The organism is Commensalibacter papalotli (ex Servin-Garciduenas et al. 2014), assembly GCF_000527695.1.
In the GTDB taxonomy this organism is placed as follows: Bacteria; Pseudomonadota; Alphaproteobacteria; order Acetobacterales; family Acetobacteraceae; genus Commensalibacter; species Commensalibacter papalotli.
On the sequence record NZ_ATSX01000001.1, the window covers coordinates 1,115,103 to 1,131,217 of the forward strand.

The window sequence follows — 16,115 nt, forward strand, 5'->3', positions numbered from 1 at the left end:
ATAACAAAGGCAGGTATAGATTTTAAAAACCTGCATCCTTACCTTTAACGATGAATGTAAGGTGGCAAGCCACAAATGACCCGAATGATACTCGCAATGGCTGCTTCCTTCCGGACCTGACCGAGTTCACAAGGTATTCGTCCACTCATGACTTCCCACCCCTCTTCTAGCACAAAAGGGTGGGTAGATGACAAGTCTTTTTTTTCATTTTATGAAAAATTATTCACCCACAGCGGCACCGCCAGAATGACGATAGTCCGTACCTCCATAATAAATACGTTTTCCATCTTTATCTTTACCAACAACAATGCCCTCTGCAATCCCCCATGTAGAGTATAAATCCAAAGGATATCCTTTTTTCTTTAGCTCTTCACGAACTTTGGGACTTAATGCATTAAATTCTAACTGCACAGGAACAGGCTCCCATTGTTGATGGATACGCGGTAAATTAATTGCTTGTTGAATATTTAAATTATAATCAATCACCCCTGTCAACACAGATAAAACAATTGTCGGAATACGAGACCCACCAGGACTTCCAATAACCATGAATGGTTGATTATCCTTAGAAACAATGGTTGGAGTCATTGAGGATAAAGGCGTTTTTCCTGGAACAATCGCATTGGCTTTGCTTCCTACAATTCCATACATATTGGCTTGACCTGCTGCGGTTGCAAAATCATCCATTTCATCATTCATAACGATTCCTGTTGACCCCGCAACCACGCGCGCACCAAACCAACCATTTAAAGTATAGGTCATTGAAACTGCCATGCCGTCTTTATCAATAATAGAGAAATGCGTGGTTTCATTCTTTTCATGCGTTTGTTGAACGCCAGCTTTTATAGTTTTAGCCAACGCCACTTGTCCTGGAACCAAAGCGGCAGAATCAACTGCATATTTGAAATTTAAAGTTTTACGAACATCCGCTGCATATTGTGGATTTAAAAAACGTTCGATATTATTTTGCACAAACGCAGGGTCCCCTAAATCTCGACGATCAGAATACGCACGACGCATGGCTTCGATTTCTCTTTGGGCTGCTGGTAATGTTTGCAATCCCAGCTTGCGCATATCATACCCACCAATGATATTCAGCATTTCACATAATGCCACCCCACCACCACTTGGAGGCGGTGCCGTATCAATCACATATCCTCGATAAGAACACGTTAAAGGTTGCATGATGCGCGGTTGGTACGTTTCAAAATCTTTCATTTGCAAAATACCCCCATGTTTCACACTGGCAGCAACAATTTGTTTGGCAATTTTGCCTTTGTAAAATGCGTCATTCCCTTTTTTCGCAATTAAAGTCAGCGTTCTTGCCAAATCTTCTTGACGGAACACATCGCCAACTTTCCAAGGAGACCCATCTGCTTTTAAGAAAATCTTTGCAGCTTCTGGGTTCTTAGCAAAGTCAGAAGTAGAGGTTGAAAATAACTCAATATCTTCTTTGGTTAGAACATACCCATCTTTGGCAAGTTTAATCGCAGGGGCGATCAAATCTGCTCTGGTTTTACTGCCCCATTTTTCACGAACCAGTTCCATACCTGCCACTGTTCCAGGAACACCGACCGCTTTCCAACCCAGAACAGATGCGTTCGGAACAACTTTGCCATCTTTGTCTTGATACATTGTTTCAGTCGCAGCGCTAGGGGCTTTTTCGCGGAAATCAACAAAATGAGCCTGACCATTGGGCAAACGTATGGTTAAAAACCCACCCCCACCAATATTCCCCGCCGCAGGATACGTCACCGCCATTGCATAAGCCACCGCAACCGCAGCATCCGCAGCATTTCCACCATCTTTTAACACTTGTGCGCCAACTTTGGCAGCCAAATCACTGGCAGAAACAACCATCCCATTATATGCCGCAACGGGTTGTGTTGACACCGTTACCGCTGGTGTTCCACCGAATGCCAACGCATCAGCCCCATTACCCGCTTGTGCAAAAGCAGGAACAGAAAAACAACTACTGGAGAGCAATAATGCTCCAAAGGTGGATTTTAAAACATTTAGTTTCATTCGGGGAGAAATCGTTCTCACGGCAATTCTTTCTTGTTATGTGTTCATTCAATATATTTCAAAAATACTATTCTATTTTTTATTGCTCTGTCCAGAGTTACACAATTCAAATCTAATGAATTGTATGGTGGCATTGCCCCAATAACATCACTATTCAGTAATATATGACTATACTATGTTATCGCCTTATTTATATTTTGTATTAATTTGAAAATTCAGAAATTGAAGACACTCAATCAGTCTTAGCAAGAATGAAATTCTTACATAATTCTTTAATTAAAAACAGTTCATAAGTAACATCAGACTCTATCAATAAAAAAACCGTAATCCTTAGCTGGAATACGGTTTTTTTTATTTACTCAAAACATTAGTTTTTCAGGTTAATTATTAAACAATACCTGCTTTAAGCAATGCTGCAAATACTTTTGCCACAGCCACCGCTCCAGGATCAGGATTGCCAGCCAAGCTGTCACTGTTTAAATAAGACGAACGTCCTGCATTCGCTTTGGTGGATTTTGCGGTGCCTTCTGCTCCATTATTTGCAGCTTTGGCCGCATCATCCAAGCTGTTACTTTGTTTTAGAGCCTCTAGTGCAGGTTGTAATGCATCAATCATAGTTCTGTCACCTAAATCAGCACCACCATAATGCTTCATTTGTTTTAACCCGAACAATAAACCATCAACCAGAGACTGACCTTCTGCCAACTTTTGTCCTGTGCCAGTAAAGAAAATTGACATCAGAACACCGCTAGAACCACCCATAACCACAGCCAAACGTTCACCAATAACCAAACATAACTTAGATTGATCAGCCAATGGTAAATCTTGAGCTTTTAATAATGCTGCAATACCACGCGCACCCGCTGCAAAGGTTGCCCCTGTATCACCATCACCTACTTTAGCATCAAGGGCATTAAGCTCGTCTTCAAGCTCGCTTAATGTCTGAGTAACCACATCGACGATCTTACCAGAAACTTTGTCATCAGAGGGTGTATATTGGACTTTGGTTTCAACTGCTTCCAAAGAAATAACAGACATTTTTTCAGGTTGTACAGCTTTAATCCAAGCTGGAGCTTCTGTAGGCGCTGTTAAAGCTTTTTCAATTTTTTCATCAAGTGCTAAAAGAGTTAATGACAAACCCTTCATATCCAAAGCTGTCACGATTAAAGCTGGCCCAACAATCCAAGAGATTTTTGAAGCAATGGCACTGTGATAGAGTTCTTTGGTTAAAATCCCCATTTCTAATGCAGACACACCACCAAGATTATTAACCATCACTGCAACACGATCTTTACCTGTAACATGAGGAGTAAGCTTTGATAGCATTAGCTCAATAACTTCGCGGCTATTTTGGGTTGCAACTGTGCTGGCGCCAGGCTCTCCGTGAATACCCAACCCAAGTTCAATAGAACCTTCTGGAATACGTTGTGCATCACTTTGTGCTTGAGGTAAATGACACCCAGACATTGCAGCACCGATACTGAACACTTGTTTATTTGCATGATCAACGAATTCTTTGACTTCAGCCAAAGAATAGCCTGCTTCTGCTGCATAACCAGCCATTTTATGAATAAACACTGTTCCCGCAATACCACGAGGTTGTTTATTGTCAGGTAAAGAAATATCATCACGAACGATGACCATTTCCACTTTATATCCCAGATGTTTTGCTTTTTCAGCAGCAAGCCCAAAATTTAAACGATCGCCTGTATAATTTTTAATAATTAATAAACAACCAGCTTCACCAGTCACTGCAATAATTGCAGTTAATACAGCGTCAACGCTAGGGGATGCAAATAAATCACCACAAACAGCAGCCGTTAACATTCCTTTTCCAACGAAACCCAGATGTGCTGGCTCGTGTCCTGCACCTCCTCCTGAAACAACCGCTACCTTTTTTTTATCCCAATCTTTACGCACGACAACCCGCATTGAAGGGTCTGTATCAAGTTTAGCAAGGTTTTTATGGGGTGCTGTAACCAAAGCACCTTCTATCGCATCATTTACAAGAGCTGTACGATCATTAAAAAAGAAATTTGACATGATCCATCCTTAAATTTTAAAAATTATTCAAATAACTGTTTCTACTATGCACCAAGGCAAATGGGCATGACAAGACACTATTCAAGATTCTGTGAAAAAATATAATTTTACTTGTTATTCCCTTGATTCTTTAAAAAAAAAGGAGATAATATTTGTTCTTTTGTAACAAAAAAAGTAAGCAAATATGCTCCATAACGCTTGGAAAATCACATTGCAATGGACATTACGACTTTTACTGATAGTTGGTTTATGCTTTGCTTGTTATAGGCTTGCTTTAATGACCGCTTTTGACGATAGTAGCCGATATTATGAAGAATTCATCCCAATTATTGCCTATGCATCTTCTCTACGTATCGATTTTAATCGGCAAACGATTGTGCAACAACAATTTGATCATTGTATCAAAACAGCGAAAGTTTTTACTTATTTCGAAGCTGTTAAAAAATGTACATATAGGATCCAATGAATTTATCTGAAATAATTCATATAACCAATCGTGTTTTTGTAGGATCTTATTGGATCATTATATCTTTGCTCAGTATTGTTTTAATTTATTTATGCATAACATATTACCAAAATCACTACTTTGATCCTAAAAAAAATCTATTTCAGAAATATATATGGGATGCAGCAACATTAAACTTAACTCGACAAACTCAACAATCTTTCGAACAATGCTTACAAAAACAAGATACAAGCAAAAATTATCCGTCACAAATAATGAAAGAATGTATATTTAAAGCTGCTGCAAAATTATAAATTAGTTACTCTACTGCACTATAAACATTGACGTATATGCTCATCAAGATACCATTTTAACGCACTATCTCCTTTTTCCTGATAGTCTGCAAAATAAGCACGCCAATGATGCCCAATGGATTGATCATAGTTGGTAAGTGCAAGCGCCCTCATTCCATCAGTAATTTTTAAACGAAACTGATCTAAAGAACGAAACGGGAAATGTAACATACAAAAACCAATATCAACCATAGAACGTAACCCCTCATCCGTGCCTTGATAAGCATTGACAAAATGATTACCCATGGTTGGAGACATATTGTGACCCGTTCTATAGGCTGATTTCGTAACACATGGCTTCATTTTTTTCCATACGACGAACTCTGTTTGCGACAAAGTTTGCTCAAAAGTAGTAAGCTCATTTCTTTCTTTTGAAAACAAAGCGGATTGTGCCCAATTAAAAACAAAAACTTGAGCATGAGGATCCATCAAATATTTCGTAAAATTCTCAATAGCTTGATCTGTTTCCTTAGTGCAACACGTAATAAACTCATCCGCATCAATAGGAAATATCCAAGATGGAACCCCCTCTTCTCTAAGATAAAATTCAGCAAAACGTGCCATTGCCTCAGTTTTCGTCTGCTGGTAATGCCCTTCTAAAAAATCTGTACTATAAAAAACACTGGCATCTTTATGATCATATTTAAACGATTTGATAATACTGGCAGTTGTATCATTACTGTTATTATTCAAGATAAAAAATTTACGAAAACCTAATGTATAATGATGACGAAGATTAATTCCGATAATATCTTCTACATTTTTAACCAACATAACCAATACAGCATGTTGCAATGTAGGGATATAAACGTCATCCCTTACTTGCCACAACTCACTATTTCTAAGTTCATCAAATACTTGACGAGATTTATTATGAAAATTTTCACTTGGAATACCCATTTATATCCCTATTACTCGTAAGGGGGCTGATTTAACCCTTTGGGTGAGTACGTAAAGACCTCACATCCATCCTCAGTCACACCCATCATATGTTCAAATTGTGCACTCAAAGAACGATCACGTGTAACCGCCGTCCATTCATCATCTAATATTTTCACATCAGGTTTTCCAACATTCAACATGGGTTCAATTGTAAAAACCATACCAGGTTTTAACTCTAGTCCATGTCCTCTTTTACCATAATGCAAAACATTAGGCTCTTGGTGGAAAACACGTCCAATACCATGACCACAGAAATCTCTTACTACAGAGAAACGTTGAGCCTCGGCATATTCTTGAATAACATACCCGATATCACCCAGAGTATTTCCAGGTTTAACCTCGTTAATTGCACGAACCAAAGATTCATACGTCACATCAATTAATCTTTGTGCTAAACGAGATATCTTACCCACAACATACATACGGCTGCTATCACCATACCAACCATCTAATATTGGCGTCACATCGATATTGAGGATATCCCCATTCATTAAACGACGATCACCTGGAATACCATGACAAACAACATGATTAATTGAAATACAACAAGATTTAGGAAACCCTCTATAATTCAATGGTGCTGGTATAGCCCCGTGTTCAATCGTGTAATCATGAATAATTTGGTTTAACTCTTCCGTTGTAACCCCTTCCTTAATAAAAGGAGCAATCATATCCAAGGTTTCAGCAGCCAAACGTCCCGCCGCCCTTAAACCAACGAAATCCTCTTGAGTATAATATACCATCCGTCTATCAGCCATCAAAGTCTCCAATATAAGCAAGCTATAAAATATAATACCCAACTAATAATACATATTAGTTGGGTAACGTAAACTTATTCTTTATAGATTTTTTTATATTTTAATTAAAAAAATTATCTTTTTTTATGTTTGGCTGCTGTCGTTTTGCTATTTACAGCACGGCTTGTCGATACCTTAGAAACGGTAGCTTTCTTTGACCTACTTGATGCTTGTGCGACTTCGACAATTCGCACTTTAGAAGAACGACTGGCCTTTGCAAGGATCACTTTAGAGCGCCCCCTTGATTTTACACGTTTACTGGCTCTTGCTAAAAATAAGGGTCTTTCGGCAGGCGAGACACCGTTTTTAACAAATCCGCTATCAAGCGCATTCATCATAATCGTATTACGTTGACCATTACTTGATGCTCCCATCACAACACCAAATAACCTGACGTTTCCTTGGACAGCGGAACCCACCAAATTATGCCCTGCAGCAGCTGTATATCCTGTCTTTAAACCATCTGCACCCGCATAACCCTTGATCAAAGGGTCATGATTGGGAATATTACGTCCTCTGAAGTTATAAGAGGGAACTTTAAAAAAAGGATAATATTCAGGATAGTCTAAAACTAGATGACGCGCCAAAGTCGCCATATCTCTTGCTGTTGTAACTTGATCAGGATTGGGCAAACCAGAAGCATTACGGAATGTTGAGCGACTCATTCCAATCACTCTGGCCTGTTGGGTCATCATCTGGGCAAAACGGGTTTCATCCCCTCCACCAATAAATTCACCCAGAGCACAAGCCGCATCATTCGCTGATTTCGTTACGAGACCTAAAACGGCCTCTCTGATGGTAATCGTAGATCCCGCTCTTAGCCCTAACTTAGAAGGCTCCATAGAAGCAGCACGAATAGATACAGGAATACGTTGATCTAAGGAAATCGCATTGGCATGCAAAGCACGAAAGGTCATATATAACGTCATCATTTTGGTTAAACTGGCAGGATAACGTTGTAAATCAGCATCATCTTTAGAAAGAACACTTCCATTAAGATCCGTAACGATTGTACTAATTCGACCTACATATTGTGCATGCACCATCGGGGACAAAATAAAAGAGCATAACCACACAGAACACGCAACGAAACCTGCTGTTTTCTTCCTCTTTATTTTCAATAGTGAGTTTGCCATTAAAAGCCGTGTCTTTGATAGAACGTCTTTCTTATGATGAGAAATATATCTTGTCACTTTGCTCCCCTAATGCTGCCCCAATAATCAGAGATTAATATTTTTCTTCGTAACGGATACCACGTAACGCACTATTTAATGTCAACGCTATACGAACTTAATCTATGTAATTTTAACCAATTAACTCTATCATTTTCGTTCCATCCTATCAATCCAAAATATAATAAAAATTATAAAATACAATCAGATACTACATATAATTAAAGTATATTATCAAGAAATTATAATCAAAAAAATAAACTTTAAAGCCAAATAAAATAGATATGCTTGGAATTCAATAATGAATAAGCTTTTGCATGTTTAAAAAAAGATATGTTTCTTTTTTTTTTATAATTTTGTAAAGTTTGGTTCAATTTTATTTTTTTCCTGAAAATTTATCACTTAATATGTCTGTTTTTTCATCTCTATATACACATATTTGCTTTTGCGCTGTTTTTAATGATGCCGATTCTCAAACTCTTGAAGAAACAAATATCCTTACATCTGCACAAATACAAAAACCCCCCTTGTATAAAATTATTATGTTGAATGATGACTATACGCCAATGGATTTTGTTGTTTATGTCTTAGAAACTATTTTTCAAAAAAATAATGAAGAAGCCACAAAAATTATGTTCCAGATTCACAATACAGGCTTTAGTGTTTGTGGAGCGTTCACATACGAGATCGCCGAAACGAAAAAAAAAGAAACGATAGAATTAGCAACAAAGTATCAATATCCTTTACAATGCATCCTTGAAAAAGAATAATTAGACGTTATCTATTTGATTATTAATAAAAAATAGCTTTGAAGGCACAGACAGTGCATCTATATAGAAAATAGTGTTTGAAAAATAACTTTCTTGCAATACAATCAATCTTCAAGCATTTTGTAGTTATAAAAGGTACTAATATTGTGTTATCCAATAATTTAGAGCATTCCCTGCGCCGGGCTTTTGAATTAGCTGGGAAATATCACCATGAGTATGCAACATTAGAACATCTGTTATTTGGATTAACAGAAGATCCTGATGCTTTGGTTATTTTTGATGCGTGTCGTATTAATATTCAACAATTGCGTCATGATATTCAATATTTTGTACAAAATGATTTATCAATCTTAACAACGAACATAGATACCCAACCCAAACCCACAACGGCTTTTCAGCGCGTAATACAACGTGCCAGCATTCACGTTCAATCCAGCGAAACACAAGAAGTCACTGCTGCCAATGTGATTGTCGCGCTGTTTTCGGAACACGAAAGCCACGCTATTTATTTTTTACAAACTCAACATCTTACAAAACTGGATGTTCTTAATTTTATTGCTCATAAAATCAACAAAGCCCCCCCAATGCATCATTATGCAGGCGAAGAAAATGATGATTTGGAAGATTTCTTTTTAGAAGAGCATAAAGAGCCCAATCAAAATAATGAAAACCCCCTTCATCTATATTGTGTTAATCTCAATGAAAAGGCTGCATCGGGTCTTATTGATCCTCTGATTGGCCGAGATGCAGAAGTTGAACGCACAATTCAAATTTTATGTCGTCGTACCAAAAATAATCCATTATTGGTTGGCGACCCTGGCGTTGGCAAAACAGCAATAATTGAAGGATTAGCCTTAAAAATAGTGAATAAAACTATTCCTGCTATTTTACAAAAAAGTACAATATACGCCCTTGATATGGGAGTTTTGATGGCAGGAACACGCTATAGAGGAGACTTTGAAGAACGATTAAAAGCCATCGTTCAAGCTTTGCAAAACGAAGATAAAGCAATCCTTTTCATTGATGAAATACACACAATAGTTGGTGCTGGATCTACATCCAATGGATCTTTAGATGCTTCTAATTTATTAAAACCTGCTCTGGCGGATGGCAGCTTACGTTGTATAGGTTCAACTACTTATAAAGAATATCGTCAGCATATTGAAAAAGATCACGCCTTAGTCAGACGTTTTCAAAAGATTGATGTTGTAGAGCCTTCTGCCGAAGAAACTTTCCAAATCTTGTTGGGTTTGAAAGAAAATTATGAAAAACATCATAATGTTTCTTATACTAAAGAAGCCATTAAAACAGCCGTTGCTTTATCAGTAAAATATATTCATGACCGTAAACTTCCTGATAAAGCTCTTGACATTATCGATGAGGTTGGTGCTATCCAGGCTTTACTTCCTGATGGCAAAAGGAAAAAAACGATCAATATTATTGATATCGAAAAAACAATTGCCAAGCTTGCTAGAATTCCAGAAAAAACTGTTTCTTCAGATGATAAAAAATCCTTAAAACAAGTTGAGGGTAAACTTAAAAAGGCAATTTTTGGACAAGATCAGGCTATCGACATATTAACCTCTGCGATTAAAATGTCCCGAGCAGGGCTGCGCTCTTCTGAAAAGCCAATCGGCAGTTATTTATTTTGTGGATCAACTGGGGTTGGAAAAACCGAAGTTGCACGTCAACTTGCACAAGTCCTTGGGATACAACTTATTCGCTTTGATATGTCTGAATATATGGAAAAACATTCTGTTTCCAGACTTATCGGTGCACCCCCTGGTTATGTTGGGTTTGACCAAGGTGGGTTGCTGACCGATTTTGTAGATCAACATCCTCATTGTGTTTTATTACTTGATGAAATTGAAAAAGCACATACAGATATCTATAATATCTTACTGCAAGTGATGGATCATGGCACATTGACTGATCATAATGGTAAGCTCGTTAACTTTAGAAATGCGATTATTATTATGACGACAAATGCTGGTGCAGCCGAGTTCGGTAAACCCTCAATTGGCTTTATAAATAACCACGTTAATATTGATAATAATGAAGCTATCAAAGAAACATTCTCGCCTGAGTTTAGAAACCGTTTAGACGCAATTGTTCCATTCTCTGCTCTTTCTAAACTAACAATTGCCAAAGTTGTTAATAAATTCATTCAAGAACTTCAAGATAGATTAAATGAGCAAAAAGTTATTTTAACTTTATCCCACAGTGCAAAAGAATGGTTAATAAAACACGGATATGATCCTGTTTACGGTGCTAGGCCTTTAAATAGAATTATTCAGGATAATATCAGTAAAATTTTAGCCGAAGAGATCTTATTCGGTCAGTTAATGAATGGTGGAGAAGCCCATATTCAAACACATAATGATCAATTATCTTTTGAATATAAACCTAACTCTTTACCAAAAAAACGTAAAGCTCAGAAAAAAGCTGCTTTGGAATCTTCATAAATAATTAGTGAACTAGTCGTATTTGATACCATGAACTTTGACATATCCTGGATATGGCCATTTACGACTGGTTCCTTTATGCGTCCAATCAACCCCTTGACGCCTAGGGTTATCATAATAATAACGCCCTGCAACCTCTACATAATCGCCTTTTTTTACCCAAGGCCAAAGGGGTGCATGCATCTCATCAAGATTACTGACAATACGAATTGAAACACCAGAACCGATGTTCAAATAAAAATATCCATGTTTACCACTACGTGTAAAACGTGACGCTGAAATAGCCAAAACTGTTCCACAGATATGCACGGGCACATCAGCTTTTGAATAATCGCTTTTATTTTCAAAATTCTGCTGTGCTTGTAAAAAGCCTCTATTATCACAAGAGGCCGCATAATCTTTTGCCAATGCGGCTACATTGGCAAAAGTGCAAATACAAACAAAAATAAGGTTCAAAAATTTGCGAATATACATTTTCTTCGTTATTTAATCTTTTTACTTTTTAATTTCTCTTTTTCCATTTGTATCTTTTTTTCTATCTCCTTAAGCTCATTAATTTTTTTGACTTCTAATTCTTTCTCAAGCTCTTGATGATCAGGAACCCCACCCAACTCTTTCTTTAACAAATTCAAAGAGGCTAGCACTTCAGGATTAGGTTTGGGAGCAACCATCTCAAACTTTTCAAGCTCTGCAATCATTAACTCAACAACCACAAGACGGGTAAACCACTTATTATTCGCAGGTACCACAAACCAAGGCGCCTCAGTTGTTGCCGTGGTCGCAATAGCTTCTTGATAAGCATCTTGATATTGATCCCAGAAATTTCTTTCTTTTGGATCACTTGGAGAGAACTTCCATTGCTTTTCAGTTAGATCCAAACGGGATAAAAGCCGTAAACGCTGTTCTTCTTTGGAAATATTTAGGAAAATCTTGACAAATTTGTAACCTTGGCGATCAAGGTAAGTCTCGCAATTACAAATATCTTCATAGCGATGCTGCCAGAATTTTTTATCCTTCATAATTTCTTTAGGTAGGTTTTGTTTTTCTAAGACATCTGGATGTATTTTTGTAACCAAAACTTCTTCATAATGGCTACGATTAAAAATACCAATTTTACCCTTAGCCGGGACTGCCATATGGACACGCCATAAATAATCATGAGATAACTCCACTGGTCCAGGTTGCTTAAATGATGCCACAGAAATACCTTGAGGATTAATACCAGACGTTACATGTTTAATTGTTCCATCTTTGCCTGATGTATCCATCCCCTGCAAAGCAACAATTAATGTGCGTTGAGCATTGGCATATAATAGCTCTTGCAATTCACAGAGACGTTTAACACGCTTTCTGAGCGCTTTTTTGGCTTCTTTTTTGGTTAAGGACAAGCCAGCTGTATCAGCAGGATCAAAATCAGTAAGTTTAAATTTTTTACCATTTTCAACGCGATATTTTGTTCTTAATATCTCGCGAATAGATTTATCAATCATATTTGTTCTCCAATAAGTTATTTATTTAATACTTTTGAATACCGCAACACCTGCAGGTGCTTGGCATACTGGCATCATTTCAATTCGGTTTATATTTACATGAGCAGGCAACCCAACAACCCAACTGATCGTTTTGGCAATATCATCTGCTGTTAAAGGTGTTGTTCCTTCATATACTGCTTGTGCTTTTTCATGATCTTTTAACCTAATATCACTAAATTCAGTCCCTCCACACAGTCCAGGTTCAATATTTGTTACGCGAATAGGTGTACCGATCAAGTCGGTTTTTAAATTAAGCATAAACTGAGCAACAAAGGCCTTAGTTGCTCCATAAACATTTCCACCAGGATATGGATAAGTCCCTGCAATACTGCCAAGAGAAATAATATGTCCCTTCTTTCTGTCCAGCATTCCACCTATTATAATCTGTGTCAAATGAATTAACCCAATTACATTGGTTTTGATCATTTGATCCCAATTGGACAAAGATATATTAGGAATACGATCTACTCCCAAAGCCAAACCTGCATTATTGACCAAAACATCAATCTCTTGCCATTCTGGGGGAAGTGTATGAATAGTGGTTTCCATATTACGAGTATCCGTCATATCCATCACAACAGGATAAATCTGATCTGGAAAATCATGAGAAAGTTGTTCTAATTTTTCTTTACGCCTCGCAACTGCAATAATTTTATAGCCATCTTGAACCAATTGATAAGTGATTGCCTTACCGAAACCAGCAGAGGCACCCGTTACCAGCGCAATCCCTTTATGCGTCATAAATTGTTTCCTTGAAATAATAAACTATTTGTACCATTATAAAATCATATTGATACGCAATTATAGTAAATTAATTTTGATAGTTTAAAAATATATTTCAATTATAACCTTTAAAAAGCTTCATTATTCTCATAAAATAAACTCATAGTGTTTAGTTCCTTATGTCAAAAGGTAAATGATTTTGCATTTCTCTGATCTTACCAATGGTCTTGCTGGTTATATCTTAATTGCCAGCCCCTTTATTACAACGCCTCCTTTTGCACAAACAGTAATCTTTATTTGTGCTTACTCTCCTCAAGAAGGGGCTATGGGAATTATTGTCAATCGTCACCTTACAAAACCAACTCCCGAAGAGTTATTGCAACAATTGGGTATTCCACCTATTCCACAACAAGCACAATTCTCTGTCAGTGCTGGAGGACCTATTGAAAATGCCCATGGATTAGTCCTGCATTCAACTGATTGGGAAACGAATGGATGTATTCCTGTTACAGATAAGGTTATGCTGAACGCCAGTCTTGATGTTTTGCGTGATCTTGCGATGGGAAAAGGCCCTAAACATGCATTGCTTGCATTAGGGCATGCAAATTGGGCCCCTGGGCAAATAGAAGAAGAGTTAAAAAATAGTATTTGGCATATTGCACCTTGTGATGAATATCTTTTATTCAGTCCCCATTACACACAAAAATGGCGCAACGCTTTACACGCCATTTCTATCGATCCTGGTAAATTATCTTATTTTGTTGGCAAGTCATAACAAATATCAACCGCCAGATCTTAAATTTTCAGTTTCTATACTATTTATATGAAAATGACCTGGCTTTCTATCTGAGTGTATCCCTAAACCTTGGACCTCCCAATAAAAATCAGAGTAAAGATTTCTCAAATCAGGATAATAACGATCATATCCTGAATCAGAAATTTGATAACCAGCGCAACTCAGAATAGCATTTACTGAAGATTTACCATCAAAAATTTTCTCTACTTGCCTTTCATATACTCGCTGGAATAATGGCTGTAATATTTCGTATAATGCTTTAAGACCATATTCACCGTCTTTATATGTAGTTAACAAATCCTCTAATCGCTCTGTATTTTTTATTAATAAATCATAATTTAAATTAGGTTTAAGAGGTTTAGCCATTCTAAGCATCTCATTCAGAAGAAATAGTAATATATTTACGCATTAAAATATCTGTTTGTATATCTTTCCCTAATATAAACTCATGCTTGTCAAAAGCAGTCAATCCATTCTTTTGATAAAAAGAAATTGCTTTTAGATTTTTCTCCCAAACCCCTAACCACACATAATCAACAGATTTTTTATGTGCAATTTCCAAAGCATAATTAAACAAACTCTGTCCTATTTGTTTTCTATGATATTGTTGCAGTACGTATAATCTCTCAATTTCAAGAGCATTATCTTCTTGGAACTCATTCTGAGCCGTTCCATAATTTAATTTAATATATCCAACATAATCCTGATCATATTTTACTATAAAAAAATCTGATTGAGGATGCATAAGCTCTTTCGTTAATTGTTCAACAGACAAATTATTCTGCAAATAAGCATTCATATCTTCTTGGGTATTAAATTCCACAAATGTATCAAAGAAACTTTTTCTAGCAACTTGTTGTAAATCACCTATTTTATCTCTCGTTACTTTCTCTATAATCATTAAGTAAGCCCCTAAATTATTAAAAAAGGCATGCTTTTAAAAAACATGCCTTCTATATTTCCATGAATATTACTACTCACTTATGACAAGAAACCATCCTGTTTCAAAATCTGTAGTACGGTTTCAATACGCTTGGTATAAGTATGATCTTTTAATGTTCGTGCCTGAGCCTTTTTAGCAGTATCAAGAATTAATTCTGGATCATTTAAATATTTATCCAACAATTGTTGAAAATCATAACGTGTTGAGAAAACCGGCAATTCATCACGTTCATAAAAATCATGAATGGCATAGTTATCTTCATGAAATAACTGCATTGCGCCTGCTGCTGCTGCTTCAAACGTTCTTGGGCCAGGATTAGAAGGCATGATAATAAAACGTTTATTTTCAAAATGTAAGCTACGGCCTAAATTCAGAACAATCTTGGAGCGTTGATATAATTCAACCAACTGATCTTTTTCAATTCGGGCATCAGAAAAACCAATTCCAAATTCACCCCATCCAGGTCCAACAATTTTAATATTTAAATCTGATAATGCTGGTCTGATACTGCGCATAACGTCTTTACGACTGCCAAAAGCAACACCACAAAACATAACATCAATATTTTTTTCCATTGTCTCGTCCAAAGGACGATAATGTAATTTCTCACACGCTGCTAATGGTAAAAAATGTACATGAGGATGCTCATAAAAATTAACCCCCCAACGATCGCATGATAAAATTACATCAAAATCATCAATAATGCGATAATTTGCATCTTGCTCATAAGGATCTTCTGTAGCCCAAAAAATCGTTATTGCTCCAACTTCTTTGGCTTTTTGACAGACTTCTCCAAAATATGTACTTTCTGGCAAATAAGACCCAATTGAGAAAACAATTTTAGGTTTAATATACTCAATCGCTGCTGCCGCGCCTGCGATATTCGTAGAAATTACATTTCCTTCACCAAAAACATTTTCCCACCCAGACATAATTGCTTCGCGAATTTGAGCATTGGCCTGAGATTCATAACGACCACCACTACAAACCATGATTTTGCCACTCATTTTATCATTGGTTACTTTGATAGTAGCCGTTTCTTTGATTGTCGTGCTACTCGCCTTTGTTTGTGTTGGAGTTTTTTTTCTTGTCGTTTTTACTGCCATTTT

At 36.9% G+C, this 16,115-nt stretch carries 15 protein-coding genes and 1 other RNA gene; 4 read left to right on the forward strand and 12 right to left on the reverse strand.

Going from position 1 to position 16,115, the window contains the following annotated elements; genetic code table 11:
- Positions 1-61: 61 nt before the first annotated feature.
- From ffs to COMX_RS05085, 3 genes are all read right to left on the reverse strand, one after another.
- Positions 62-156, reverse strand: an RNA gene (gene ffs / locus COMX_RS10875) — signal recognition particle sRNA small type.
- 63 nt (positions 157-219) lie between these two features.
- A complete protein-coding gene (gene ggt, locus COMX_RS05080) occupies positions 220-2,025 on the reverse strand; it encodes a gamma-glutamyltransferase (RefSeq protein ID WP_034337714.1) in 1,806 nt (601 codons plus the stop codon).
- Between the two features lie 387 nt (positions 2,026-2,412).
- On the reverse strand, positions 2,413-4,068 hold the full coding sequence (locus tag COMX_RS05085) for a dihydroxyacetone kinase subunit DhaK (RefSeq protein ID WP_034337718.1): 1,656 nt from the start codon (positions 4,066-4,068) through the stop codon (positions 2,413-2,415).
- 184 nt (positions 4,069-4,252) lie between these two features.
- On the opposite strand from COMX_RS05085, the gene COMX_RS05090 reads away from it, so the two are divergent.
- Entirely contained in the window at positions 4,253-4,534 is a 282-nt protein-coding gene (locus COMX_RS05090; protein ID WP_034337720.1) for a hypothetical protein, read from the forward strand.
- Positions 4,535-4,845: 311 nt separating this feature from the next.
- On the opposite strand, the gene COMX_RS05100 is transcribed toward COMX_RS05090, so the two are convergent.
- The 3 genes from COMX_RS05100 to COMX_RS05110 all read right to left on the reverse strand — a co-directional run bounded on the left by COMX_RS05100 (position 4,846) and on the right by COMX_RS05110 (position 7,798).
- On the reverse strand, positions 4,846-5,766 hold the full coding sequence (locus COMX_RS05100; protein ID WP_034337725.1) for a glycosyltransferase family 2 protein: 921 nt from the start codon (positions 5,764-5,766) through the stop codon (positions 4,846-4,848).
- A gap of 11 nt (positions 5,767-5,777) precedes the next feature.
- Entirely contained in the window at positions 5,778-6,566 is a 789-nt protein-coding gene (gene map, locus COMX_RS05105; protein ID WP_034337728.1) for a type I methionyl aminopeptidase, read from the reverse strand.
- A 113-nt stretch (positions 6,567-6,679) separates the two neighbouring features.
- On the reverse strand, positions 6,680-7,798 hold the full coding sequence (locus COMX_RS05110) for a D-alanyl-D-alanine carboxypeptidase family protein (RefSeq protein WP_371827969.1): 1,119 nt from the start codon (positions 7,796-7,798) through the stop codon (positions 6,680-6,682).
- A gap of 386 nt (positions 7,799-8,184) precedes the next feature.
- Here COMX_RS05110 and COMX_RS05115 point away from each other — a divergent pair, with 386 nt between their 5' ends.
- Both COMX_RS05115 and clpA read left to right on the forward strand, forming a co-directional pair.
- Complete coding sequence (locus COMX_RS05115) at positions 8,185-8,547, forward strand: ATP-dependent Clp protease adaptor ClpS (protein WP_084051545.1); 363 nt, start codon at positions 8,185-8,187, stop codon at positions 8,545-8,547.
- A 146-nt stretch (positions 8,548-8,693) separates the two neighbouring features.
- Positions 8,694-11,012, forward strand: coding sequence for an ATP-dependent Clp protease ATP-binding subunit ClpA (gene clpA / locus COMX_RS05120; protein WP_034337732.1), 2,319 nt, complete (start codon positions 8,694-8,696; stop codon positions 11,010-11,012).
- A gap of 12 nt (positions 11,013-11,024) precedes the next feature.
- Here the strand turns inward: clpA and COMX_RS05125 are convergent, their stop codons facing one another.
- The 3 genes from COMX_RS05125 to COMX_RS05135 are packed head-to-tail and all read right to left on the reverse strand — an operon-like array spanning position 11,025 to position 13,285.
- On the reverse strand, positions 11,025-11,486 hold the full coding sequence (locus COMX_RS05125; protein ID WP_034337735.1) for a DUF3465 domain-containing protein: 462 nt from the start codon (positions 11,484-11,486) through the stop codon (positions 11,025-11,027).
- An 8-nt stretch (positions 11,487-11,494) separates the two neighbouring features.
- Complete coding sequence (locus tag COMX_RS05130; protein ID WP_084051513.1) at positions 11,495-12,502, reverse strand: PPK2 family polyphosphate kinase; 1,008 nt, start codon at positions 12,500-12,502, stop codon at positions 11,495-11,497.
- A gap of 21 nt (positions 12,503-12,523) precedes the next feature.
- Positions 12,524-13,285, reverse strand: a complete 762-nt coding sequence (locus tag COMX_RS05135) for an SDR family NAD(P)-dependent oxidoreductase (protein ID WP_034337738.1) — start codon at positions 13,283-13,285, stop codon at positions 12,524-12,526.
- Positions 13,286-13,460: 175 nt separating this feature from the next.
- Between COMX_RS05135 and COMX_RS05140 the strand changes: the two genes are divergently transcribed.
- Entirely contained in the window at positions 13,461-14,042 is a 582-nt protein-coding gene (locus COMX_RS05140) for a YqgE/AlgH family protein (RefSeq protein ID WP_034337741.1), read from the forward strand.
- A 6-nt stretch (positions 14,043-14,048) separates the two neighbouring features.
- Here COMX_RS05140 and COMX_RS05145 read toward each other — a convergent pair whose 3' ends face one another.
- The 3 genes from COMX_RS05145 to COMX_RS05155 form a co-directional block, all read right to left on the reverse strand.
- The gene (locus COMX_RS05145) at positions 14,049-14,429 is read right to left on the reverse strand and encodes a hypothetical protein (protein WP_034337744.1); all 381 of its coding nucleotides are present in this window, start codon (positions 14,427-14,429) and stop codon (positions 14,049-14,051) included.
- 10 nt (positions 14,430-14,439) lie between these two features.
- Positions 14,440-14,964, reverse strand: a complete 525-nt coding sequence (locus COMX_RS05150; RefSeq protein WP_034337747.1) for a GNAT family N-acetyltransferase — start codon at positions 14,962-14,964, stop codon at positions 14,440-14,442.
- Between the two features lie 80 nt (positions 14,965-15,044).
- Entirely contained in the window at positions 15,045-16,112 is a 1,068-nt protein-coding gene (locus tag COMX_RS05155) for a CgeB family protein (protein ID WP_371827970.1), read from the reverse strand.
- Between the last annotated feature and the right edge of the window lie 3 nt (positions 16,113-16,115).